The organism is Tahibacter sp., assembly GCF_032229445.1.
GTDB lineage: Bacteria > Pseudomonadota > Gammaproteobacteria > Xanthomonadales > Rhodanobacteraceae > Tahibacter.
The window spans coordinates 36,472-62,245 of record NZ_JAVTWC010000065.1 but is presented as its reverse complement, the minus strand read 5'-3'; the positions used below and the strand labels follow the sequence as shown (position 1 = coordinate 62,245).

The 25,774-nt window shown below is 66.4% G+C and carries 13 protein-coding genes; 5 read left to right on the top strand and 8 right to left on the bottom strand.

Going from position 1 to position 25,774, the window contains the following annotated elements:
- From RUU78_RS12755 to RUU78_RS12745, 3 genes are all read right to left on the bottom strand, one after another.
- On the bottom strand, window positions 1–679 hold a 679-nt coding region (locus tag RUU78_RS12755), incomplete at its 3' end, for a hypothetical protein (protein WP_313917149.1).
- A 302-nt stretch (window positions 680–981) separates the two neighbouring features.
- The gene (locus tag RUU78_RS12750) at window positions 982–3,615 is read right to left on the bottom strand and encodes a serine/threonine-protein kinase (RefSeq protein WP_313917147.1); all 2,634 of its coding nucleotides are present in this window, start codon (window positions 3,613–3,615) and stop codon (window positions 982–984) included.
- Between the two features lie 65 nt (window positions 3,616–3,680).
- Window positions 3,681–4,256 carry an ECF-type sigma factor gene (locus RUU78_RS12745; protein ID WP_313917146.1) on the bottom strand — a complete coding sequence of 192 codons (576 nt, stop codon included), beginning with the start codon at window positions 4,254–4,256 and terminating at the stop codon, window positions 3,681–3,683.
- Between the two features lie 451 nt (window positions 4,257–4,707).
- Between RUU78_RS12745 and RUU78_RS12740 the strand changes: the two genes are divergently transcribed.
- From RUU78_RS12740 to RUU78_RS12720, 5 genes are all read left to right on the top strand, one after another.
- Entirely contained in the window at window positions 4,708–6,099 is a 1,392-nt protein-coding gene (locus RUU78_RS12740; RefSeq protein WP_313917144.1) for a trypsin-like peptidase domain-containing protein, read from the top strand.
- 387 nt (window positions 6,100–6,486) lie between these two features.
- Complete coding sequence (locus RUU78_RS12735; RefSeq protein WP_313917142.1) at window positions 6,487–7,947, top strand: lytic polysaccharide monooxygenase; 1,461 nt, start codon at window positions 6,487–6,489, stop codon at window positions 7,945–7,947.
- Window positions 7,948–8,060: 113 nt separating this feature from the next.
- Window positions 8,061–9,596: a DUF4080 domain-containing protein gene (locus tag RUU78_RS12730; RefSeq protein WP_313917141.1), complete on the top strand. Its 1,536-nt coding sequence runs from the start codon at window positions 8,061–8,063 to the stop codon at window positions 9,594–9,596.
- Between the two features lie 55 nt (window positions 9,597–9,651).
- A complete protein-coding gene (locus RUU78_RS12725) occupies window positions 9,652–11,136 on the top strand; it encodes a hypothetical protein (protein ID WP_313917139.1) in 1,485 nt (494 codons plus the stop codon).
- A gap of 90 nt (window positions 11,137–11,226) precedes the next feature.
- Entirely contained in the window at window positions 11,227–14,181 is a 2,955-nt protein-coding gene (locus tag RUU78_RS12720) for a two-component regulator propeller domain-containing protein (RefSeq protein ID WP_313917137.1), read from the top strand.
- A 78-nt stretch (window positions 14,182–14,259) separates the two neighbouring features.
- Here RUU78_RS12720 and RUU78_RS12715 read toward each other — a convergent pair whose 3' ends face one another.
- The 5 genes from RUU78_RS12715 to RUU78_RS12695 form a co-directional block, all read right to left on the bottom strand.
- Window positions 14,260–14,619: an immunity 8 family protein gene (locus RUU78_RS12715; protein ID WP_313917135.1), complete on the bottom strand. Its 360-nt coding sequence runs from the start codon at window positions 14,617–14,619 to the stop codon at window positions 14,260–14,262.
- Between the two features lie 6 nt (window positions 14,620–14,625).
- Window positions 14,626–15,138: a hypothetical protein gene (locus RUU78_RS12710; RefSeq protein ID WP_313917133.1), complete on the bottom strand. Its 513-nt coding sequence runs from the start codon at window positions 15,136–15,138 to the stop codon at window positions 14,626–14,628.
- Window positions 15,139–15,191: 53 nt separating this feature from the next.
- Window positions 15,192–15,524: a hypothetical protein gene (locus tag RUU78_RS12705; RefSeq protein ID WP_313917131.1), complete on the bottom strand. Its 333-nt coding sequence runs from the start codon at window positions 15,522–15,524 to the stop codon at window positions 15,192–15,194.
- 137 nt (window positions 15,525–15,661) lie between these two features.
- Window positions 15,662–16,021 (bottom strand): immunity 8 family protein, encoded by a 360-nt coding sequence (locus tag RUU78_RS12700; RefSeq protein ID WP_313917129.1) that lies wholly within the window; start codon window positions 16,019–16,021, stop codon window positions 15,662–15,664.
- A 10-nt stretch (window positions 16,022–16,031) separates the two neighbouring features.
- Window positions 16,032–25,472: a polymorphic toxin-type HINT domain-containing protein gene (locus tag RUU78_RS12695; RefSeq protein WP_313917127.1), complete on the bottom strand. Its 9,441-nt coding sequence runs from the start codon at window positions 25,470–25,472 to the stop codon at window positions 16,032–16,034.
- Window positions 25,473–25,774 lie beyond the last annotated feature (302 nt).

Here is a 25,774-nt window from a genome sequence, read left to right as displayed (position 1 = left end):
TGGGACAGCTGGCCGTCTGCCGCATCTTGAACTGGATCTGGGGCATGGCGAGCCGCGGACGGCACGATGGTCCGCTGATAATCGGCAGCGCGCCGCCGTTGGAATACGCGGACGCGCCGTAGCCCTCGACCGGCCCAAACTGATCGGGACAGAGGAAGGTCTGTAGCGATCCCAGTTTGATGCTGCGGGTTTCGGGGTCCGGCGGATCCCAGCCGGGACACTGGATGGTATACATGTACTTGCGGTTGCCGTCGGGCGGCAGATTGGTATTGATGTAGCTGATGACGCCGTAGCGACTGGTCCAGTTGTAGGCGCTGATCTGTGCGAACGGATCCGCCCACGCGTTCTCGTAAGCGCCGCGCACGAAGGTGCACTGGGGAAAGCTGGCGCGCATATGTTCGTACAGCGCGTCCACCGCATTCTGTTCGGAGTCGCACAGGTTCGGGTACAGGGGATCGCCCGCCGACGGGCAGACGTCCGGCGCGCCGTTCCAGCCTTGGGAATAGCCGCGCGGAAAGGTCTGCTCGGGTGGCTGATCGGGGATGAAGAAATCCATCCGCCACTCTTCCAGGCCGGTCGTTCCGGCGTAGGAGCCGGTCGGATACGGCGTCTTGGCCCGAATCACGTCGCGATAGCTGGCGGGCAGTACGGCCCTCATGCCGGCTTGCGCGTCGGCCATGCTGGGATAGCACTGCGACTGGTTCTGCCACGAAAAGCAGAAGTCGTTCGGCAGAACCGGCGAGGTTTGCGCCGTGGACGGCGAAGTCCACGACAGGGGCAGCAACAAGGCCGCGAGTATCGGCAGGTGCCTCATGAAAAGTCCTTTGGGTTGAGCATGGCGTCCTCGGAGGGCATTCGCATCAGGGGAGGGATCCCGGGGCGCGCGGAGCGCGGCGAGGGATCGGCAATACGGACGCGGACTGGAGCGCCTGACCTGATCAATTTTTTTGCCGACGGATTCGAGGCGCGACGGCCTTGGGCTCAGGTGCTCTGCTTGCGCGCCAGCGCGGCGCGCAGCGCCTCCCAATCAGCCTTGAATTCCGGGTCTTCGCGAAACTCGGCGTCGGCCTGTTCGCATTCGGCGACGAGCGCGGCGACTTCGTCCCACCGCTCGCGCCGGGCCAGCACGATGGCGAGGTTCATGCGCGCCATGAAGCCGTTGCCCAGTGGATTGTCGAGCTTCGTGTTCATGCTGGCCCGGCGCAGCACCGGCTCGGCGGCGGCGAAATCGCCGCTCTTGCGCAACAGGGTGCCGTAGTCGGCGGCGAAGGAGCCGATGTTGCCCGATTCCTTGCCGAAGGCGACCTGGCCGACCTCGTAGGCCTTCGCGTACCACTTCAGTGCCGCGGCGGCGTCGATCTTGCCGTAGTCGTAGGCAACACCGAGCTGGTAGGCGACCACGGCGATGTCTCCGCTGGGCGCATCGCCATGGACCTTGGCGTAGATGGCCTGCGCCTTGTGCAGTACCTCCAGCGCCTGTGGGAAACGATAGGCGGTGATGTTGGCACCGCCGGCGACCAGCCACGCGTTGGCTTCCGAGACCGAATCCGGGCCGTACATGCGCGCGCTGTCGGCGGCAGCTTCTGCGATCAGCGTGATCGCCTCGTCGTAGCGCTTGAGGCGCCGCAGCGTGTTGCCACGCGCGAACTTGAGCCACAGCAGTAGCGTCGCGTCGCCGTCCATCCGGCGTCTGACCAGGCCGTCGGCGAACCCGATGCGCTCCAGTGTGCGCTGCGCGGCATCCTCGCCGGGGACGCGGCAAGTCTTCGCGGTGTAGAGCAGCGTCCGCACGAAGCCCTCGGGATCCTGTTCGGCGCCGGCGAACATTTCCGCCGTCAGCGCTTCGGCCTGGCGACAGGCATCAGCGGCATCGCTCTGCCAGCGCACCTGGATGACGCGCAGGCGCGATAGCCACGGCAGTTCCATGCCGGGCCTGTGCGCTGCCTCCAGCGCCTGCAGCCGGTCGACCTGCGGCTGCAGTTTGTCGAACTGCGAGTCCATGAGCAGGACTTCGATGTTCTGGCGCAGCTCCGCCAGCACCGCCTCGGGGTCGATCCCCGGTGTGGCATCGAGCAGCGCCAGCGCCTGGGTGCTCAGGCCCGACGCCGTGCCGTATTCGCCGATGCTCGCGTAGATGCCGGCGAGAGTACCGGCGATGCGTGCACGGATGGCCGGCTCGTCGGCGAGCTTGGGCTCGAGCAGGCCGCGCGCATGATCGAGGGCTTCGCCGATGGGCACATTGGCTCGCTTGGCCACGGCCGGATCGCCGGCGCGAAACACGGTGAGCAGAAATTCGGTCACGGCCTCGGCGCTGCGGCCGGCGTTGACCGCGCGGTCGCGCTCGGCGGCGGTCTGTCGCACCTGGTGGACCAGCATCATCGTGAACATGCCCACACCCAGCATCGCCACGACGGCGGCGGCCAGGCTGCGGCGGTGGCGCCGGACGAAACGGCCGAGGCGATAGCGACGGTCGCCGCGCCGGCCCAGCACCGGCAGGTCCTGCCGATGCCGTTCGAGGTCCTGCGCGAGCTGTTCCACCGACCGATAGCGCTGGGCCGGCTCCTTGCGCACGGCGCGCTGCACGATGGCGTCGAGGTCGCCGCGCAAAGCCTTCGCCAGCGCCGCACCGCTGGCGAAGCGGCGCGCGCTAGCCACGGCTTCCGGTACGGACGCGGCGGTCTGGCTGGGCGTGGACGGAACGACGTAGGCGATCTTTCGCTCGAGCTCGGCCAGGGAATCGCCATCCACGGCGAAGATCGGGCTGCCGCACAGCAGCTCATGCAGCAAAGTACCCAATTGGTAAACGTCGCAGGTCACCGCGGCGGCCTCGCCGCGGAGCTGCTCGGGCGCGGCGTTCACCGGTGAGAAATAGCGCTGCTGCTCGACCGTCTGCTGCAGCCGCGCGGCATCGGGCGCCACCAGCGGCCTGGCGATGCCGAAATCGATCAGTCTCGGCACGCCCTGGCTGTCGATGATCACGTTGCTAGGCTTGATGTCGCGATGCAGGATCAGCTTGGAGTGGGCGTACTGGACCGCGTCGCAGACGCCGCGGAACAGGCGCAGGCGCTCGGCGATGCCCAGGCGCTGCTCGTCGCAGTGCACGTCGATGGGCGAGCCGCGCAGGTACTCCATGACGTAGTAGGGCTCGCCCGCGGCGCTCTCGCCCGCGTCGAGCAGTCGGGCGATGCCGGGATGATCGAACGCCGCGAGGATTTCCCGCTCGCGCTGGAAGCGCTCGCGCGTGTGTTCGTCGAGGCTGCCGGCGTGCAGCACCTTGATGGCGACCTGCTGCTGCACACGGCCGTCGCTGCGCTCGCCCAGATACACCACGCCCATGCCACCGCGACCGATCTCCCGCAACAGCACGAAAGCACCCAGGCGCGTACCCACGGCCGACGGCATCACTGCGGCCGACAGCGCCGCGACGGCCGCGCCGGTGTGGTCTGCCCATTGCCGGTTGGCCGTCAGCATTGCCGCCAGCGCGCCAGCGACGACAGGGTCGGCGCTGCGCTCGGCGGCGACCAGCGCCTCGGCCGCGACACGGTCCAGCGTCTCGGCCCGCCCGAACAGCGACTGCAGGCGCTGCCACTGTTGCGTGGATAGCGTGGATCCCATCGGTTGCGTCGTCCCTGTCGAAGTCGTCCCGGTGAAGTGCAGGACGCGCAACGGCGCCATATCCCTCAGAGGCGACGGTGCAACCAGGCGCGGGCGAATTTCCAGTGCCTCACGACCGTGGCAACGCTGATCTCGAGCAGCGTCGCCACTTCGTCATTGTTGAGCCCGCCGAAGTAGCGCAGCTCGACCACGCGCCCGGCGATGGGATCACGCCCTTCGAGCTGTTGCAGCGCCTGCTCGAGCTGCAGCCAGTCGATGGGGCTGCTTTCGGCCGGCGCGTCGGCGTCATGCTCCGGGTCGATCTCCAGGCTGACGACGCGCATGCCGGCGCCTCGTTTCTCGGCCTGGCGTTCGCGCACCAGATCGATGAGCACGCGTCGGGTCACGCGTGCGGCGATGCCGAGGAAATGCGCGCGTCCCTGCCAGTCCGCCCGCTGTCCGGCCAGTCGCAGGTAGGCTTCGTGCGTCAGGTCCGTGGCCCGCAGCGACAGCTGGTGCGACAGTGGCCGCAGCGAACGCTGGGCGATGGCCTTGAGCGCCGGATACAGCGTGGCGATCAGGCGCTGTTCGGCCTCGCGGTCGCCGCCCTGCCAGCGCTGCAGCCAGTCGTTGATCTCGGCGTTGGTGGGGTCTGCGGGCACAGTGGGTTTCGCATCAAGGGCCGGCGACGTCAGGCCGGCCGGCGCCCGTATGGTACTGCGCGCGCAGGAGCGGCACGGGCGCGGGATGGAAGATGCCTCTTCCTGCAACGCACGCGAACCATCGCCGCGCCGGACCAGTTCCGCAGGCCCGGCGGATGCCCTGGCAGTGCTCCGCTCGCTGACCAACCGGTCGGCCAGATCCCGGCCGTGCGCCACACCTCCGACGAAAAAAGCAAGAAATATCAGCACCGCGGCGGCAAGCCGCCCGTGGCGGCTTTTTCCAGCCGGCCAGTGTTGTCCACGCGCGGTCCCAGTTCCCCCGGGAATCCGCGTCGTCACGTGCTGCATTGCCGCGTGCGTCGCGACCGCGGCTGCGTACAGTGTCGCGGCCCTTGGCGTTCGCCGGGCACGGATCGGGGGGTCCGTTCATTCATCGGGAGGTATGCCGTACATGATCCGCACACATCGTCTTGCGCTCGCCGTTGCCGCGCTGCTGTCGCTGTCGGTCGCACCCGCCATGGCTCAGAGCGACAGGTTCGCCGCAGAAATGAATTCCGAAACCGTGACCGTCGAAGCCGACCCCGGCGCGACCGGCGGCGCGACGTTCCAGACCCTGGCCAATCCCCTCGTCGTCACGGCGCTGAGCGCGCCGGACCCGGTGGAGCTGAGCCTGCTCGCCGAGCGCCGCCGCAACCAGGACCGCCATGGCCAGCCGCTCGAAGTGGCCTTCGCCCGCGAAACGGGCGCCAGTTCTGTAGGTCTGGACAAGTTGCAATGGCAACCGCTGGCCGGCGGTGCCCAGGGTGCGCAGCTGCGCGTGCAGTCCGACGGTGCCGTCGCACTGCGCGCCGCACTGGAATTCGTCGCACCGGCCAACGGCGCGCGTATCAATATCGACGACATGACGCTGCGCTTCCGCGGCGACGACGGCCAGACCTTCGAGGTCGCGGGCCGGGATCTGGCCGCCGGTGAGGCGAACTGGTCACCGGTGGTGCGGGGCCAGACGCTGACGATCGAGATCGTGCTCGCCGCGGGCTCGCGTGCGCAGGCACTGACCCTGCGCATTCCGCAACTGTCGCATTTCGATGTCGACCCGGCGTCCACCGACGCTGCCATCGGCCAGAAAGTCGGCGAGAGCGACTACTGCGAACGTGACATCGTCTGCCGCACGAGCCCGCCGTCGGGCTTCACCAGCACGGCCAACGCGGTCGCGCGCATGGTGTTCACCAAGAGCGGCAGCTCCTACCTGTGCACCGGCACGCTGCTCAACAACGGCTTTTCGCCGAAGAAGCGCACGTTCTGGACCGCCAACCACTGCATCGGCACGCAGAGCGTCGCCAACACGCTGCAGACCTACTGGTTCTACCAGGTGACGACCTGCAACGGCTCGACGGTGAGTTCGTCCGCGCGCACGCTGACCGGCGGCGCCTATCTTCGCCATAACAACAGCGCACGCGACACCGCGCTGCTAGAGCTCAAGACGGCACCGCCGGCCGGCGCGGTCTACGCGGGCTGGAGCAGTTCGGCCATCGCCGCGACGAGTACCGCGATCGAAGGCATCCACCATCCGGCCGGCGATGTGAAGAAATACTCGCTCGGCACAGTGACGCAGCTGTCCGGCAGCATCGACGGCAAGGGTCCGTTCTACCGCGTGCGCTGGTCCACCGGCGTGACCGAAGGCGGCTCGTCGGGTTCGGGCCTGTTCACCGTCAGCGGCGGCAATTACCAGTTGCGCGGTGGCCTGTACGGCGGCACCTCGTACTGCTCGGCGCCGACCGATCCTGACTACTACTCGCGCTTCTCCGATGTGTACTCGAGCTTCAGCAGCTATCTGACACCGTAGGCGGCAGACCGGCCGGTCCGCCTGGACCGGCCGGTTTTTTCCGCGCATATTCCATTGCGCGATGAGGTCGGTCTCACTACGGTGGCGTGCACGGAAATCACCGCATGCGCGGACGGGTTCACAGTAGGCGATGACGACATCGTCATAATTTCCCGGCTGTCCAGCAATTGCAGATTTCCAGAAAAACGCAGCCGATAACCACAACGAGCGTTACCGCGGAATGTGCTGCACGCAGCGTGCTCCGCCTTCATGCGCGCCTTGCGCGCAAACCCACCGACTGCCTATCCACCTCCGGGCAGCGGACTCTGCGATGCCATCACGCCCAGCGGATTCCCTGATCCGTCCGGGCGCGGAGCCGCGTGTCTTCATCCCAGGAGGAAACCGACCGTGTCCCATCCGCTCGTTCTGCGCCGTTCCCTGCTCGTCCCCGGAGTGTTCGTCCTCGCCACCGCTGCGGCCGCGTTGCTGCCACTGCGCAGCCATGCCCATGGCTCGATGGTCGTACCCGAAAGCCGCATCTATCACTGCTTCCGGAGCAATCCCGAAAACCCCACCGATCCCGCCTGCCGTGCAGCCAAGGAGGTCGGCGGCACCCAGGCCTTCTACGACTGGACCGGTGTCAATCAGGCCAACGCCAACGGCAATCATCAGGCCGTCGTGCCCGACGGCAAACTCTGCAGCGGCAACAACCCGACCTTCCGCGGTCTCGATCTCGCCCGCAGCGACTGGTTCGCGACCCCGATCGCGAACGGCAGCGACGGCACGTTCGAGTTCGTCTTCCGTGCGACCGCGCCACATGCGAGCCGCGACTGGGTGTTCTACGTGACCCGCTCCGGCTGGTCGCCGACCCAGCCACTACGCTGGTCGGACCTGTTCGAGTTCTGCCGCTTCGGCTCAGTGCCGCTGGACAACGGCAACTACCGCTTCCGCTGCGCGCTGCCGGCGCTGACCGGCAAGCACACCATCTACACGACCTGGCAGCGCTCCGACAGCACAGAGGCTTTCTATACCTGTACGGATGTGGAGTTCGGCGGCACACCGAATCCGACCTGGACCGACGAAGGTGCGCTGGTCGCGCAGAACGCACTGCCCGCCGGCACGGTCGTGACGCTGCGCCTGTTCAACAGCGGCGGCAACGATATCGAAAGCATTCCGTTCACCGTCGCCACGGGTCAGGGTGCCGCGAGCGAATGGCCCTACCGCTTCGCTCTCGCGGTGAATGCGCAGGCCGTCAATGCGCGCATAGGCGTACTCGGCAGCAGCGGCGCGATCGTGCCGCAGCAGGGCGCGAGCGCGAACCGCGTCTATACGCTGACGAGCCAGAACCTCAACCACCAGGTCGACATCCGCCTGCCGAACACAAACCAGCCGCCGGTCGCGGCCATCGTCGCAAGCGTGACCACGCTGACCGGCGCCGGCAGCGTGAGCCTTTCCGGCAGCGGTTCGAGCGATCCGGAAGGCCAGGCACTGAACTACCAGTGGAGCGTGGTATCCGGCGCGGGCGCGAGCCTGAGCAGTGCGAGCAGCGTGCAGACCACGCTGAACCTCACCGCGCCGGCGCAGGACCAGAACGTCGTCGTGCGCCTGACCGTCAGCGATGGCACGGCCAGCCACAGCACGACCGTGACGATCGCGCACAAGAAACCCGGCACCGGCGGCAACTATGACTACGCCTATCCGGCCGGCATCGGCAGCTACGTACCGGGCCAGACCGTCGTGCTCGGCAGCGACGGCAACCGCTACCGCTGCCGCCCGCACCCCGAAGGCGGCTGGTGCAACGTCAACAGCGCGTTCCACTACGCGCCGGGCAGCGGCGCGAACTGGCAGGACTCCTGGACACGGCTGTAGCGTGACCCCAGTCCGTTGCGGCGCGGCCGCAACGGACTGGGCGGGCCTTCCAGGCACACCGTTGCCGGCGGTCCGACTTCGCGCGAACGACCGCCTCGCGCATACTTCCGCCCATGCCCGACATCGTCCTCGCCACCCTCAACGCGCGTTACGCGCATGCCTCGCTCGGCCTGCGCTGCCTGCGCGCCAACCTCGGCGCGCTGCGCGAGCGCAGCGCGATCCGCGAATTCATCATCGGCCAGAAGATCGAGGACATCGCCGAGAAGATCCTCGCCGACCGTCCGCGCATCCTCGGCCTCGGCGTATACATCTGGAATATCGAGGAGAGCAGCAAGCTCGTCGCGCAGCTCAAGGTGCTGCAGCCGGATCTGATCGTCGTGCTCGGCGGCCCCGAGGTCAGCTACGAAACCGACGCGCAGCGCATCGCTGCACTCGCCGACTACGTGATCACCGGCTGGGGCGAAATCAGCTTCGCTGCGCTCGCGCAGCAAGTCCTTGCCGGTGAACGGCCGGCCGCGCGCATCATTCCCGGCGTGCAGCCACCATTGCCGGCACTGGCGATTCCGTACGGCGAATACACCGACGAGGACGTGCAGAAGCGCTACCTCTATGTCGAAGCCTCGCGCGGCTGCCCGTTCAAGTGCGAGTTCTGCCTGTCGGCGCTGGACAAGACCGCGTGGCCGTTTCCGCTCGAGCCCTTCCTCGCCGAACTCGAAACCCTGTACGCGCGCGGCGCGCGCCAGTTCAAGTTCGTCGACCGCACGTTCAACCTCAAGGTCGACACCTCGCTCGCGATCCTCGACTTCTTCCTGGCCAGGCTCGACGCCGCGCCGGACGATCCGGTGTTCGTGCATTTCGAGCTGATCCCCGACCATCTGCCGGAACGGCTCAAGACCGCGATCCAGCGTTTCCCGGCCGGTACGCTGCAGTTCGAGATCGGCATCCAGACCTTCGATCCCGAAGTGCAGGCACGCATCTCGCGCCGCCAGGACAATGCGCGCGCCGCCGCGAACCTGACCTGGCTGCGCGACAACTGCAACGCACACCTGCACGTGGATCTCATCGCGGGACTGCCGGGCGAGGATGTGGCGACATTCGCGCGCGGTTTCGACACGCTCGTCGCGCTCGCGCCGCACGAGATCCAGTTCGGCATCCTAAAGCGCCTGCGCGGCGCGCCGATCGCGCGGCATACGCGCGACTACGGCCTGCAGTTCAACCCCGAACCGCCGTACAACATTCTCGCGACCAACGTGATCGACTTCGCGACCATGCAGCGCCTGTCGCGCTTCGCGCGCTACTGGGACCTGATCGCGAACTCCGGCCGCTACCCGCGCACGCTGCGCCGGCTGCTCGCCGACTCGCCGTTCGCGCATTTCCTCGCCTTCAGTGACTGGCTCTACGCGCGCACCGGCCAGACCCACGCGCTCGCGCAGGAACGCCTCGTGCAGGCGCTGTACGACTACCTCGGCAACGACCGCGCACTGCCCGCCGCCGACGTTGGCGCCGACCTCGCACTCGACTACCACGGCGCCGGCGGCCGCAGCCGCCTGCCGTTCGAACCGGCCGATGCGCAGATGCCCGTGCCACGTTCGCGCAAGGGCGACGGCGCCACGCCAGCGCGGCAGGCTAGGCATTTGCAGCGGCCGTGAGCGAGCTTCCCGGCGAACTCCGGCGCAACGATGCGCAAAAGCCCACGGCGACTCTATGAACGAAGACAGCTACCTGCAGTTGGTTGCATTGACCGAGTCGCCTGATGCTCGCATGCGTCGCCTTCCACGCAATCAATGGCGAGCGGCCGACCACCACGCTACGAACTTGCTGGAGTTGCTCGACCTGTTTGACGCGGTCTACTGCTACAACGGCATGCGCATCGAGCGCCTGTCACGCCTCAGTCGCAGCGACATCGAACGGTACGACAACGCCCTCTGCGCTATCGGTACGCACATGGACCGTCGCCGCTTCGGCATCTGTCGAAATGCATTCCTGAGCGGTCTCGAAGACATCGAAGATACAGAACGACGACCGCTCGTTGCAGCGCGCATCGATCGGTACAAGCAAGTGCTGTATCGCGTGTCCGACGAGATCGACATGGACCGGCTACAGGCGCGGCTCGTCGAATTCGTGAAAGCGCAGGTGATCATGGAATCTTCTCTGCCGTCACCCGGAATGGCGATCTTGCAGTCCGTGCCGAGAGCCGCCCCTTACCGGTGTGACGCAGGAACAGGCTCGCGATCGATCTACCTGCTGCGTGAAAGCGCCGCGACGGCTTCACTTCTCGATCGATGGACTGGCGAATGCGCTGCCGCCGAATGCTTCGACCCTCGCGCGCGAAGGCACGCGTCGAGTTTCAGGAACGCATCGCCCATCAGCAGCGACACCGGAATTTTCTCGGGCCCGCTGATTGGAGATCTTCGCGAGTCGAGTTCCACTCCGGGCTACCGGAAAGAAAATGGGTCGTTCGGAACTGACGTGATCGGCGCCACGCTCGAGGCAGTCGTCGATGACTTCGACTGGGCAGTGCTGCGCTGGAGCAACATCGGTACCAATGGAACGATCGCATGGGCCAGCGACGATCCCGAGCAGGCCAGGCGTTTCGAGCGGCACCTTGATCCGGTTGCAGCCGATTGCCTGATAAGCGCCTACGTCAACATGGACGCACTGCCGAATTACGCGACCGGGTTGCAGTTCTTCGAGGAAGACGACTTTGGGCAGGCGGCACTTGTCGCAGCAGGAACCGATGGGTATATGCCCTGGGTAGTTGCGGCATACAGCCAGCAAACGGGGCATTGGTGGCGCGAGGCCAGTGTGCGCCTCGAGGCTTGCGCGTTGCGTCGTTTCACGAGCTTCGGTAACGATAATCTGCTGGTCGCCTATCGTGGCGAAGATATCGCCGCGTACCTTGCCCTCTGGACTCACCTGGACCGGGACGACAACGTCGCGATAGCCTCAGTGAGCGGGCTCCGGGATCCAAACGCCATGTTGCAAGCGGCAGAGCACTACTACGCCAGCGCGGAGTGCGACTGGCTGCGCCAGATGGCCGGAACGGGCGGCTGGGCCTATTCGCATTTTTGGGGCGGCGGTTCAGACGAGCAAGGCGCGCTATTTTGGTCATCGGACGTGCGGACCACCTGCAGGGTTCTCGACTATGTAAAGGCCCGACACCGCAGACCGGTCCCAAGCTACTGGTAGGCGCCGCTGGCTACGGTCCGTGGCGCCCATGCCAAGCCGCCCAAACGATCAGGTATGCTCCCCCCAACCCGGGGGGGAGTGCCTGCGCCAATGCCGCGTTCCGCGCTGACGGCGGTTGCCCGATTCGCCTGCGCCCTGCTGCTGCTTTGCGGGAGTCTGGCTGCCGCGGCCAATGATCAGCGTCCGCTGAACGAATATTCCCGCGAGACCTGGACCACCCGGCAGGGTTTGCCGCACAACCTCGTGCAGGGCGTGGCGCAGACGGCCGACGGCTATCTGTGGTTCGCCACCTGGGAAGGCGTGGCGCGCTACAACGGCATCGAGTTCCGCGCATTCGATCGCACCAGCGTGCCGGCGCTGACCGACGACGGCGTGCGCGCGCTGCACGTGCTGCGCGACGGCACGCTGGTGATGGCGACCTCGCGCGGCGGCGTCACGCTGCTGCGCGACGGCCAGTGGTCGCGCCTGAGCATGCGCGAGGGGCTGGCCCAGGACGAGATCATGGATGTCGCCGAGGATGCGGCCGGTGCGCTGTGGATCGCGACCGAAAGCGCCGGGCTCGACCGCGTCCACGCCGGTACCGTGCGTCATTTCGGGCTTGAGCAGGGCCTGCCGAGCCTGTCCTTGCTACTGCTCAACGCACACGCCGACGGCAGCCTCTGGGCGGGCACGACCGAGGGCGTGGTGCGCGTCCGCGACGGCGTCGTGCAGGCGTTCGGCGAAGCGCAAGGGCTGCCGCCCGGTCCGGTGTTCGATATCGCGTTCACTGCCGATGGGGGCATTTATGTCGGCACCGAGCGCGGCGTGTATCGCGGCGATGGCGAACGCTTCGCGCGCGCGGCCGCGGATCTGCCGGTCGATGCGGTGCAGCGTCTGCTCACCGACCGCAGCGGCAATCTATGGATCGGCACGGTCAACCACGGCGTGCTGCGCCTGCGCGGCAATCAGGTCGAAGCCCTGGGCAGTGAAGTCGGCTTGCCCAACAACCGCGTGTCGGCGCTGTTCGAGGATCGCGAAGGCAGCATCTGGGTCGGCACCAACGGTGGTCTGCTGCGCCTGCGCGATGCGCCGTTCGTGAGCTACACGACCGAGCATGGGCTGGCCGACAACTACGTGCGCAGCGTGCTCGAGACCGCCGACGGCACGCTGTGGGCCGGCACGAGCAACGGACTTTCGCGCTGGCGTAACGGCCGCTTCGAGGCGATGAAGGATACCGCTGCCGTGTTCGGCGACTCGGTGCTGAGCCTCGCCAGCGACGCGGCCGGCGGCCTCTGGGTCGGCACCTATGCCAATGGCCTGCTGCATTGGCGCGACGGCACGCTCACGCGCTGGAACACCGCCGACGGACTGGCCGGCAACCAGGTCCGCGCGATCGCAACGGCACGCGACGGCGCGGTCTGGGTCGGCACCTCGCGCGGCCTGTCGCGGCTGCGTGACGGGGTCTGGCGCAACTTCACGGTGGCCGACGGCTTGCCGCGCGAGTTCATCATGTCGCTGCACGCGGCCGCCGACGGGCGCGTCTGGATCGGCACGGCGAACGGTGCCGCGGTGGCCGACGCGGACACTATCCGCGCCGTCGACCTGTCCGCCTTCGACGAGATCGAGGATGTATTCGGATTCCACGAGGATGCCGACGGCACGATCTGGATGGCGACCGACCGCGGCCTCGTGCGCGAGCGCAACGGCACGCTGGCGGCGGTCGCGCGGCGCCACGGACTGCCGGTGGACACCGTGTTCCAGGTCATCGCCGACGACGAGGACCGCTTCTGGCTGACCACCAACCGCGGCGTGCTGCGCATCGCGCGCCGTGACGCCGACGCCGTCGCCGATGGCACGCTCGCGGAGCTGGGCGTCGACGTCTTCGGCGAGGCCGACGGCATGGCCAGCGCGCAATGCAACGGCGGCTCCGGCCCAGCGGCCTGGCGCAGTGCCGACGGACGCATCTGGGTCGCGACCGCGATGGGCCTGTCCAGCGTCGATCCGCCGCGCCTGCACCGCTTCACGCGTGTCGCGCCACCGCTGGTCGTCGAGGAAGTGCGCGTCGACGACCGCCGCGTCGCGCTGCGCGACCGCTTCGAGCTGGCGCCGGGTACGCGCAAGATCGAACTGCATTTCGCCGGCCTCAGCTATCTGATGCCGCAGAAGATCCGCTACCGCTATCGTCTCGACGGCTTCGATGCGGACTGGGTGGAACGCGGCGCACAGCGCTTCGCCCAGTTCACGAACCTCGCGCCGGGCGACTACCGCTTCCGCGTGACGGCGGCGAATGCCGGCGGCGACTGGAACCGCGAGGAAGCGATCGTCGACCTGCACGTCGCGCCGCACCTGTGGCAGCGCAGCAGTTTCTGGGGTGCCGCCGCGCTTGCCGCATTGGCATTTCTTTATTTTTTATACAAGGCGCGCGTGCGCCAGCTGCGCCACAACGAACGCCGCCTGCGCGAGCTCATCGACCAGCGCACGCACGACCTGCGCGCGCAGACCGAGCGCCTGACCGCCGCCGATGCGGAGAAGAGCACCCTGCTCGTTCGCCTGCGCGAACATGCCGACGCGTTCGAGCGCCAGGCGCGCGAAGACAGCCTGACCGGCCTGTCCAACCGGCGCTGGTTCGACGAACAGCTCGCTGCCGAATTCGACGACGCCGTGCGGGCGCAGCGCCCGCTCGTGCTGGCCCTGGTCGACATCGACCATTTCAAGCGCATCAACGACCAGCATTCGCACGCCGCCGGCGACGCCGCGCTGCGCGCGGTCGCCGATACCATGCGCGCGCAGCTGCGCGCGCAGGACCGCATCGCCCGCTACGGCGGCGAAGAATTCGCGCTGCTGTTTCCCGGCACCACACTCGCCGAGGCGCGCGTGCTCGCCGAGCGGTTGCGCCACGCGGTGGAAGAATGCGACTGCTCGGGCTTCGCGCCGGGGCTGCGCATCACGATCAGCATCGGTTTGGCCGCGCGCGAAGATGCGGCCCATCACGAACGTCTCGTCTCGCTGGCCGACGCGCAGCTCTACGAAGCCAAGCGCGGCGGACGCAATCGCGTCTGCTGGTGACGGCGGTGGCGAAGGCCGCGCGACGGCTTGCGGCCAACGGCTCTGCGTTCTCGCGGCGGCCGCTGTCATTTCACGCCGTCAGCGATAGCCGTCGAACTCCCACGCAGCGATACGCGACAGTTTGGGCACGATCTCGTCCCAGCTCTCGCCGGCACAGCGTTCGCAGTAGTACTGCAGTGCGCCGCGGATCACCGCGAGATCGTAGGCGAACACGATCATGAGTTCCGTGCCGAACCGGTACGGCGCTGCGTCATCGCGCTGATGCTGCTGCACGAGCCAAGCCGGCGTGCAGACCTGCAGATCGAACGTGTCCGCCGCATCGCTACCGGCAGGACCTATGCCGGTCTGCAATAGGAAGCCGAAGCAATCGGGCCGCTCCGGTTCGAAGCTCTCCAGATCCACGTCCGGGGAGTGCAGCCATTTGAGTTCAGCTTTCATGCTGCATCAGCTTGGCGGATCCGCAAGCCAACTATTTCTCTCCGCCCTAGCCTCGATGACCGACACGATGTAGTCGGCGCGCATGGTTTCCTGTCCGCGGCATTCGGCCAGCAACTGCGCCACGTCGCCGTCGCAAGGGGCACCCGGAGTGGCCATGAGAATGTACAGCGCGGGATCTTTGAACTGCGGTGCGCGCGCCAGCCATTCCCGGCATTCGGCGACCTCGAGCGGCCGGCCGCATTCGGCCCATTCGACGTAGCGCGTCCAGAACTCCGCCTGCGGTATTCCGGCGAAGCGCTCGCGGCCTATCGCAAGCAGCGCTGACAGACGATCGGCGGAAAACTTAAAGAAATCGACGGACATACCTTTGCCCGCAGAAATGCCAGGGTCGGTGGCTTGCCAATAGAGGGTGGTGAGATTCATCCACACCTCGATGTCGTCGGGACGCTCGCGCAGCGCGATCTCGTAGTCGCTCGCGTGCGCTTCCCACTGTTCTGCCCTTTGATAGGTGTCAGTCATGAGTGTTTATCGATGCGCCCCGGGACGATTGACGCCGGCATGCCATGACCGCTTCATTCACTGGCGCGCTTCATCGACATAAGGCTTTCGAGCGTGTCCGGATGGATCTCGACTTCTTCGAGGGCCAACGCAAGAAATTGCAGGAATGTCGCATCCGGCATGCCGGTGTCGCTGGCAGCCAGAACCTCTACCAGCTTGTTCGCGATCCTATGCGACAGTTCGTTCAGCCGCCGCAGTCTGGCGGGGTCGGAGAGACCATCCTCTCCCGGAACATAGGTTTCGCGACCAACGACTCCCAGCGCGCGCAACAGACGCGCGAGAACGAGCGCTTTCTGCTCGCGGCTCGCTTCGCAGAACGATTCGAACGGCGTGAATGTCAGTGTCATGGGTAGGACGACCTCGGCAAACTATCCACATCGTATCCGCGGTCCTGAATTACCTTGAGCCCGGGAGTTGCTGCGCTTACTCCGGCCTATTGCCAATGGCTCCGCGCTCTTGCGGCAACCGCTGTGAGTTCAGGTTATCAGCGATAGCCGTCGAACTCCCAGGCGGCGATCCGCGAAAGCCTGGCCGCGAGTTCATCCCAGTTCGCGCCGGTCACCCCTTCGCAATGATGCTGCAGTGCGCCGCGAATCACGCCGAGGTCGTAGGCGAACACGATCATGAGGTTCGTGCCGAACAGAAACGGGGGCGCGCCATCATTCCGGTGACGATCCACCAGCCACGCCGGCGTGCAGACCTGCAGATCGAACGTATCCGCCGCGTTGCTGCCGGCGGGGCCAATGCCCGCCTGCAGCAGGAAACCGAAGCAGTCCGGCCGCTCCGGCTCGAAGGTGTTCAGATCCACGTCCGGAGATTCCAGCCATTTGAGTTCTGCTTTCATGCGGCATCACCTACGGAATAACGTTGACGTGGGCATTGGAGAACCAGGCGCCGTCAGCGACCAGGCGACGCTCCAGATTCGCCTGCACGCCAGTCGTGGCAAAACTGCTGGCTTTCTCCGAGGGCAAGCGATATTGGCGCAGTCCGTCCCTGGAAATCCACGCGTTGCCGCTGCTTGATACACGGTAGCCTTCACCCACCCACGCACGGCCGAGCGAATCGGCTTCCGCACGCGTTACTGGCGCGGTGCCGACACCGATGTTCCCCTTGGCATTGGCAGCCTCGCGCAGTATCGACATCTCTTCGTCGACAGACATACAGCTGTTGTGGACCCAAGCGTTGAAAGCACCCGCGAAGTACGTGTGGAAATCAGCGACTTCAAGATTGTAGGTGTCGTGGTCGCCGGGTTCGGCCACGACCGACAGCACCACGAGCCCCGATGACGCGAGATCGTCGATCTCGTCGCCCGGCGCCAGGTCCATCGCATTGACCCAGCCTCTCCCGGCCACATGGAATGGATGTTCCGGAGTCGCCTTAATCGTGTCGGCCCTGTTAGCAGCATCGAGCAGGACAACATTGACGACCGTGCGGCCCGAGTTCGCGAGTACGCGAAGTACCGGTTTCAACGCGGTCATGCCGTTGACGTCGTCGCGCGATGCGACCAGATCGCCGACGCGGATTTGTTCGATCGGTCTCGGGCCATCGCTTGTTTCGACCAGCGTTCCTGCAACAAAGCATTTTGATGCCAGCCCGCAAGCGCCCCCCGAGCAGGTGCGCACCTCGGCACCGACGGCGCCGGCCGCACGAGCTTCCGCCGTCGCCGTACGCAGTCCCCGGAATTCCGCCGCGACGGGGCCGGCGCCGGCCGCGGTGAGCACCAGGCCGACGGCGGCCATCTTGTTGTTGCCCGCGTCGAGGTCCTGCTTGACGCCGTACAGACCGTACGCCGCGCAGCCGCCGGCGGTCGTGGCGCAGAACGCCCCGACCGCAGCCAGCTTGCCCTGCATGCCGACTATCGCACGGCCGTCCGCCGCGACCAGGGCATCGGCCAGCGCGAGGCGATTGTTACGCTCGAGGCGAACGTTGACGCCCCAGTAGGTCGTGTTGTCATCGCTGTTCGGACGGACAACGAAGCCAGGCAGCCAAGTACCGCGGTCGGTCTCCTGGCCCGGCCGGCCAACATCGGAGTTGAAGCCGAAGTTCGAACGCTGGCCGATCGCCCCCGATTCGACAGCCTCGCGGAAGATGGCTGCGTGGTATTCCCGCATCGACATGGCGAGCGGATCCTTCAGGTGGCCGTTGCCCGTCGGGCCACCGCCCTGGATCGCCTGCCCGCCGAACGCGAACTCCGCGTTGCTCGTGAAGGCCTGGCGCGCCGGGCCGAGATCCTTGCAGTCGCCTTCCTCCCAGCACGAGGCGAAGCCGGTCGGGTCGGTGCCGGCCTGCGGGTTGTTCAGCACATAGCTGTACGGGTTCAGCGACTGGCTGCTGGCCGGGGCCTGCACCAGCGGGTCCACGCTGAGGAAACGGCCGAGGCGATGGTCGTAGATGCGGCCGTTCATGTGGATCAGGCCGGTGCGGTCGATGTGCTCGTGGCCGCCGAAGCCGCGCAGCGTGCGCGCGCCGTAGTACAGGAACGGCACCGGGTTGAACGCGTCGAGGGTCAGGCGGCGCGGATTGCCGAACGGATCGTAGGAACGGCGCGTGCGGCCTTCATCCATGCTGTTGTTGTAGTAGGTGTCGCCGTTGACCGTCGGCGGCCCGCCGTTGTCGCTGTCGTTGAAATGCCCCCAGCGGTTCGCGATCGCGACGGTCGATCCTAGGCGGTCGCGCAGCTGATAGCCGACCTTGGACGGCTTTTCCACGCCGCCGATGCGGTGCTGCGTATACACCACCGGACCCAGCTCGATGCGCCGCGACGTGACGTTCGTGCTGTCGGACGCGTACTCGTAGCCGTCGGCGCCGAAATACGTAGTGCCCGGACCGACGCGGCGATAGCGGCTGCCGCCCGGCGCGTAGGCATAGTCGACGGTATATGCGGGGTTCCAGACATCGTCGTGCGTGATCGTGGTCGGCAGGTTGTCGCCGTCATAGACGACGTGGCGCGTTTCCCAGTTCGTCTCCGACAGCTGGTTGCCGTTGGCGTCGCAGGTGTAGTTGCGGACCACCGGCGATCCCTCGTTGGACTGCGTCGCGCTGACCACGGCGTTCGGACCGCAGCCGCTGGCCGGTCCGTAGACGAAGCTGTCGGCGTAGTCCGACTTCTGCGTGAAGTTGCCGACCGCGTCATAGGCGTAGTTGACCGTCGGCAGGGTTTCGTCGGCGGGCTGGGCATTGCTCCATCGGGTGCGCGTCGGATACAGACGCGTCAGGCGCTGCAGCTTGTCGTACTCGAGGCGCTCGTTGGTCTTGCCGTACCAGCCGATGGTGCCATTGCCGCCGGTGTTGCCTTGCGGCAGCAGGCGTTCGGAGGTCGCCACCGACCGGTCGTACTGACGCCAGCGGCGCTCCTGGGCAGTCAGGTTGCCGAGCGAGTCGTAGGAATAGGCCAGCCGGTCGAGATCGTCCGTGAAGGTCGGCATCTCGTAGGGGCGCCAGCGCCGCGTCAGTGTCTGGCCGGTGGCGCGGCTGTAGGTCGAGTAGCCGTACAGCGCGTAGCCGAACTGCTCCGCGGTCGGACTGCCGTAGGCGTCGGCCTGGCTCATCGACCACAGCGGTGTCATCAGGCGCGCGTCGGTCAGGCTGGTCATTGCGCCGTAGCGCGAATACCGGCGCCAGACCGTGAGCGGCTTGGGCGAGTTCGGATAGGTGACGGCATTGAGCGTGCCGTAATACGGCTCGTATCGGTACTGATGGACCATCGACAGCAGGTCCGGCGTACCCTGCGCGATCTTCGTCGTGCGTGTATACAAACGCGCGGAATCTGCCTCGTACAGATAGTTTTCCGCCCAGACCGGCGCGGTGCCGTCGGGACTGCCGGCAACGCTGCGCCGGCGCTCCACCAGCGCGAGCGCGCCCTTGGCGCCGCCGCTGTCGTACTGCCAGGTGTCGAGGAACTTCTCGTCGGCCAGTCCGGCCAGCACGCCGGCGGGACGCTCGCGGCGTTGCTGCAGCACGCGGCCGAACGCATCGCGCTGCGTGATGCGGGTTTCCACACCGCGCGCGTCGGTCTGGAGCAGCAGTTCGCCGAGGCCGTTGTAGGCGAACGTCCACAGTCCCTGGTCGGGACTGTTCGACTTCACGCGGTGGCCCAGCGCGTTGTACTCCGCCGTGGTCACGCTGCCCTTGCCGTCGCGAATCGCCGCGGCCATGCCGCCGGGATTGAACCAGTAATCGGTGATTCCGCCCATCGACGGCGACGGATAGGTTCCGCTCAGCGCGTCCTCGGTGCGCATGAGCTGGCCGAGGATGTTGTAGTGGCGCTTCATCTGGAAGCAAAGATTCGGCGCGAGGGTGCAGGCGTTTGCCACGGACGGATAGACCGACACGTCGCTGCGCAGACCGGTATAGTTATACGTGCTGATGACGTCGCCGTGGGCCGGATCGAGTTCGGCCATCGGCTGGCGCTTGCTGAGCACGCGGGCACTGCGGTCATAGGTGTACTGCGTCAGCAGCGGCGTCTCGCCGTCGAAATACGGCGCCGAGGTCGACTCCACGGAGCCCGTGTTGTGGTACTTGGTGACCACGTTGACCCAGCGTCCGTCAAAGCCGCGCATGGACTGTTTGATCTCGCGGCCCAGCATGTCGTACCAGGCGCGTCGTGTCGGCGCGCCGTCGCGCACCTGGGTCTCGTAGTAGACCGCCATTTCCTCACCGCTGCCGGTACAGCTCAGCGCGCAGTGCTGCAGCGACGAGAACGCGGTCGGCTGCAGCAGCATCACACCGCCGCGTCGTAAGTAGCTCTGTGCCGTCACGCGGCCGAACGCGTCGTAAGTGTTGTCGTGTCGGATGCCGTTGCGGTCGGTGACACGGATTTCGCGGCCGTCGCTGGCACGCACGAACACGCTCGTCGTGTGGTTGAGCGCAGTGTCTCTGGCACTGAGCACGCCGGTCGAACTCGCGGCGAAGTAGCCGTCGGTGGTGTAGTCGAACAGAGTTTCGCGCGAGGCGTCGACGCCGCTGCCGCTGACGACGATCTTCGTCGGCAGGCCGCGGTTCGGTGACGGGTACGTCAGCGTGGCCTGCGAAGCCGTATTCGTTGCGGTGTCGGTCGTGGTCTTGGAAATCAGGTTGCGCTCGCCGTTCCAGGCAAAGCTGGTCCTGACTTCCTTGGTCGTCAGGTCCATGGCCGGCGCGCCGCCGGTGCGCGGGTGATAGCTGACGCTCGTCGTCGTGGTCGAGTGTTCGAGCTTGTCCAGCCACCATTGGCTGAGTTGTGAGGTGTCGTAGTGATTGACGGTCGTGGCGACGCGCGCAGCAAGGAAATACTTGTCGCCGTCGGCGGTACCGTCGCCGTCCATGCTTGTTGTGCGCTGGTAACGCGGATTGCCTTCGGCAGTCCAGCCCGAGGCCAGCGTGGTCGGGTCGTAGTAGAACGTCTCGACGCGGCCGGTTGGCAACTGTAAGCCCGATTGCGCCGAATTCAGGTCATAGCTGCGCTTTACATCGAAATTGAGGAACGGCCAGTGAATCTGGCCGAGCGTCGTCGCGCTCCCGTCCTGGCCAGGACATGCAAGGCCGACATTGCTGCGGTCGCAGCGCCAATCGAAGGTCTGCAGCGTGAGGCGCCCGCCGGGAAGCGCGACGCCGGGCACCGAGGCCTCAATGCGCTCGACGCGGCCCGTCAGCGGAAATTTCTGGTGATAGGTGGTCGCCGTGCGCACGATGCGCGCCGATGGCCCGATGTTCTGGTGAGTGATCTTGCGGAAGCCCTGAAAGCCGCGCCCCGCGGCGTTCAGCATCGCGCCTTCGTAGGCGTACTGCTGGCTGCGACTGCCCCAGTGCGAGAGGCTGCCGGTCGATACGCCGTTGGAACGGCTCATCGTGGACACCACCGGCATGGACGAGCGAAACAGATAGTGCCGGCTGTCCACGTAGCCCGTGTCGAGGGTATAGAACGGAAAACCGTTGCCGCTGACGCGTCCGGCGTCGCTCGACAGCGGGTGATAGTCCCAATAGGTCTGGTCGCCGAAGCCGTTGACCACCTTGGTCACGAGATCCGGCAGCATCGGCGCGAGATTCGCGCGCGCGCCGTCGCCGTGGTTCTCGTTCAGGACGAAAGTGCCGTTGTTGTTATCAACGATGGTGCCGAGCTGTATCGTCTGCGCCGAATCGAGATAGCTGGTCGGACTGCCGGGACCGGCCAGTCCGCCGCCCGGCATCGCGCCATAGGCGAGTCGGCATACATTGACCGGGAAATTCTGCGTCGGCCGCAGCGGACAGCTGACTTCCCCCGCCACGTCGGCAAGGCCATCACCATAGTAGTCATCGGCACGGCCGCGCTGGCCACCGAGCCGCGAGGCACCGGCGATCACGGACGTGGGATCGACCTGGATGCGGAACGAGTCCGGCCCGGTCTGCACGAAGCGGATCGCGTTGTAGCGGTAGACGCTGGGGTCGACTTCGCCAAGGCCGCTCTTGAACGCGTCCGCCCAGGTCGGTGCGCCGCCCGGATGGGCCACGTAGGTCGTGCCGTCTTCCGGTGGCGGCGCTGCACAGACGTCGGCATCGCAAGTCATGCCATCGGGGCAATCCTTCGGCGGACGCGGCGTCAGGAACTGGTTGTTGGTCAGGAACGCGCCAAAACACATGCGCGCAGCGAACTGCGCCGGATAGAGCAGGTCCGGACGCCCGTCGGAATCGACGTCGGTCTGGATCATCTTGCTGAAGTAGCGCAGCTGCCACTGGCTGCCGACCGTATCGATGCTCAGTCCCGGGCTCAGCATGCCGACGGGGCTGGCCGGATAGATCTGCGGCCCCAGCGAGCCGCCCTTGTTGATCTGCAGTACCCAACTCGCGAAGCAATGGCCGTTGAGGCACTGCGCCGCGCCGCCCGGCACGTCAGCGATGACGATGTCGTCGAGACTGTCGCCGTTGACGTCCATCCAGCGCAGGTTTTTCGTGTAGGAGCGGAAACCCAGCGTCGACGGTAGCCGCTCCGCATAGGTCAGTGCGCCACCGTTGAGCTGGCCGAGGAAAAGGCGTTGCACGCCGTTGGCGTCGCCGACGACGATGTCAGAGGTTCCATCGCCGTCGAAGTCGGTGACGTGCTGTACCGACTCGTTGACGGTGCCGGCATACAGCAAGGCGATCTGCAGCGGCGCGGCGAAATTGAACGCCGTCGTGCCAACGCCGATCGGACCGGGACGCGTATTCAGGAACAGGCACAGCGGCGCAAAGCCGCCCGGCGGTTCGACGCCCGCTTTCGCCGACTTTTTGGGGCCGCCACTGCTACCGGAATCGCACGCGCTGCCGCCGTTCATGCTCATCAGCACATCGGGAGCGCCGTCGCCGTTGAAGTCGACGACGCTGCGGATGAAGTCATGTTCGCCGGCCGGCAGGTTGGTCGTGACGGTCTGGAAATAGCTGCTGGCGGTACCGGTACAGCTGGTCGCACCGTTGTCGCAGATCGGCGCGCCGCGCCCGCGATTCCACTTGTATATCTTGTCCCTGCCAACGAGTTCGGCAGTGCCGTCTCCGTCGATATCGGCGGACTCATCCCAGGGATAGTCCGACAGCGTCACGATGCCCTGCGTGACCCGGTCGGCCGTAACCTTCGCGATCTGCGCCTCGTAGATCCGGTCCCGCCCCACGTACCAGTTCGTACCGATGAGCATTTCGCGCGTGCCGTCGCCGTCGAGATCACCGATCTGCGCCACCGACTGGCGCTTGTAGTCGGGAGCGACGGCGCGCTGGCTGCCTTCCTGCCAGACCGGCGGCGGCATTGGCGCCGGCGGCGCTGGCGACGCCAGTCCGCTGGTGGATGGGACGGCGAACTTGCGGCTGGTGAATTCCCAGTTGCCGTCAGACCATGTGAACTCGGTGGGCTCGCGGCAGACTTCGGTGCCGTTGGCTTCATAGCCGCATTCGATGATGCGGCGCAACAGGCTGCGGCCGCTGTAGTTGCTGTAGTCCTTGCCGGAAAATATCGGGTCGTCGTATCGCAGCTTGTAGAGCCGCGCCGGCAACGAGACATCGGGAGAAAAGGTGGAAATTGCCACAAGCCTCTGGGTTTGCGTCAGCATGCCGCCGGCAATGCCGGAGGAGCTCTGGTCGTTGGCCGTGCCGCCGGTCGGGCGCGGCAGGTAGTCGAACTTCACGCTGCGGGTCGGAATGCGCGCGGCTGCTGCGCCGGCCTGTGTCGATCCGGTATAGCGGATCTGGTCGAGCAGGATTTCGCCGCTGTTGACGGGGCCGAATTCGCGGTAACAGTAGTCCATCAGGTTGCCATTGCGATCCTCGACCCGGCTAAGCAGCCAGCTGCTTTCGAGCGACTTGTCCTTGGGACGCACGCGCGGCACCGCGCCGCCGCAGTAAGAACCGGCCGGCGCGCAGCCGAAGGTCGCTTTGCGGCCGTCCTTGTAGTCCACGCTGAAGCACACGCCGCCAGCGTTCAGCGGCGCAGCTGTCTGTTTTACGCGCGTGAAACTGTCGATCTCGGTACCATAAAGCGTATCGACCGCACCGTAGCTGCCGCTGGTCGCTACGAGACGCTGGCCGTCGAGGCACAGGCGGTCACTGCCGTCGAGGCGCACGCCGCTCGTCTCGCCATCCTGGTCCGGCGTGCGGCCGCAGCGCGTGATGGTGCTGCCGGCCGCGAGGCTCCAGCCGAGCCCCGCGCTGCCATTGCCGCCGCGACTGCTGTAGGCCAGCGCCACGCTGGGCTGCATGCCGTTGCGCCCAGGTGGCACTTCGATCGGTACGCGATACGTGGCGGCACCGCCGTCGACACCTGGCTCGCCAGCCAGCGTACCGACACTCGCGTCGTTCGGCGGCAGGTCGCCTGCGTTCGTGATGATCGGCGCCGGCGGCACGTCGATCGGTCCATTCGTGCTCGGTGTCGGGCCGACCGCGCGCACTTCGGGCGTGCGGTCCAGCAGTACGCCGCCGGGTGTACCGGGCGTACCCTGCCACAGTTCGAACTGCGCGCGCTCACCGTGCTGCAGGACCGGCTCGACGATGCCGAAATCTTCCGTGGCCAGCGGCGCTCCCGAATACATCAGCGTCGACAGGTCGCGCCGCCACGGCTTGCCGATGCCGTTGCCGGCCCAGTTCACCCAGAGCGAACACTCGCCGCCGGTCGGCGCCTGGCAGGTGTACTGGTTGACCGAAATCTCCTGCAGCCGCGCCGTGCGCGTCACCGTGCCGGCGCTGGTGCCGGACGAGAGATAGGCCGGCACCTTGGTGCCGGTCGCGGGCAGCGGCGCGTTGGGCACCGCGCCGGTCGTCGCGTTGAGCTGCGCGGCCTCGATCGTGAACGTCGTATGCGCCGAGCGGTAGTTCGTCTCGGGCTTGAAATAGCGCGTATACGTACCGACGCGCTGGTTGTTGTTGCATGCATCCGGCTGCGCGGCGTTGTAGATGCAGTCGTTGACCGCGTAGCCGTTGGGATAGCCCGTCCCGTAGTGGAAATAGAGATTGAATGTGTCGCTGGACAGCGGTATCGCGTCGACCAGCGTCGTGCGCTGCGCCTGCACGAAGATCGGCTGGCCGAAATGCGTGCTGCCGCCGTTGTACATGAGCTTGACCGCGGCCTCGCCGAACTTGCCGCGGTCGTCGCCCAGCGACGTCTGCATGATCGTCATGACCACGCCGGGTACTTCATCCACGTCCTGCGGATTCGATTCCGAGCTGTTCCAGTAGCCGGACAGCACCGTCGTGCCGACCGGTTCGGCGGCGAGTTGTTTCTCGGAGAATTCCTTCGTGACCGGCGGCGCCGCGAAACCCGCGTAGTACGTGGGATTCAGGCGCGTCATATCGCTGAGGCATTCGTTCAGCGCACCGCCCGGCATGAGGCCAGGCGGAATCCGGTTCCACTTCCAGCGCGCGCCGAGCCGCGAGGGGTCGTCGCGGAAGAAGCGCAAGTGCACTTCGCCCATCGGGTCCTTGTTGATCGCGCCGCCGGTGGTCTTCGTGTACTGATAGACCGTCGCGTTCCAGTTGTCCCCGGCTTCCTCGATCCTGATCATGTCCGTGGCCAGCCACGTCGAATGACCGAACTCGTTGAAGGTGTAGATGAACGCCTTGAGCTTGCTGCGATCGTCGCTGTAGACCAAGTCCCAGCCGGTGCCGTAGCGCCGCGCGTTCCACCAGCGCCCGGGTTGCGCGATGGCAATGCCCTGCAGCCACGGATCGGTGTTGACGCCGGACGATTCGCAGACGTCCAACGCCTCTTCGTGCGTCATCGGCAGCAGGTCGAACGCCTGCGCCGGCATGGCGAGGATCGCGCCGCACAGCGCGAACAGGGCAGCGATGGCACGCAGGCGTGCCGAGCCCCGGAATATCAAGCTCATGGAAATTCCTGTCGAAACGAATGGATTGCTGGCTGACTCATCCACGCCGCTCGGCGTGACGTAACCTCTACAGATAGCCCGCCTGCAGAAGATGCGCAAATGTGGTAAAGCGCGATTACCGCGTGATGACAAACACGCAAGTACAGCGTCGGGGAGCATGCGCATGCGTATGTTCGGCGTGCGCGGAGCCCGTCGCATCAATGCTGCAGTCCGCGATCGTGCGGCGCGCGTGCCGCACGACAGGATTCGCCGGGGGTGTGGTGCAGCGACACGACCGGAAGCCGGGGTCGCCACCGGGACTG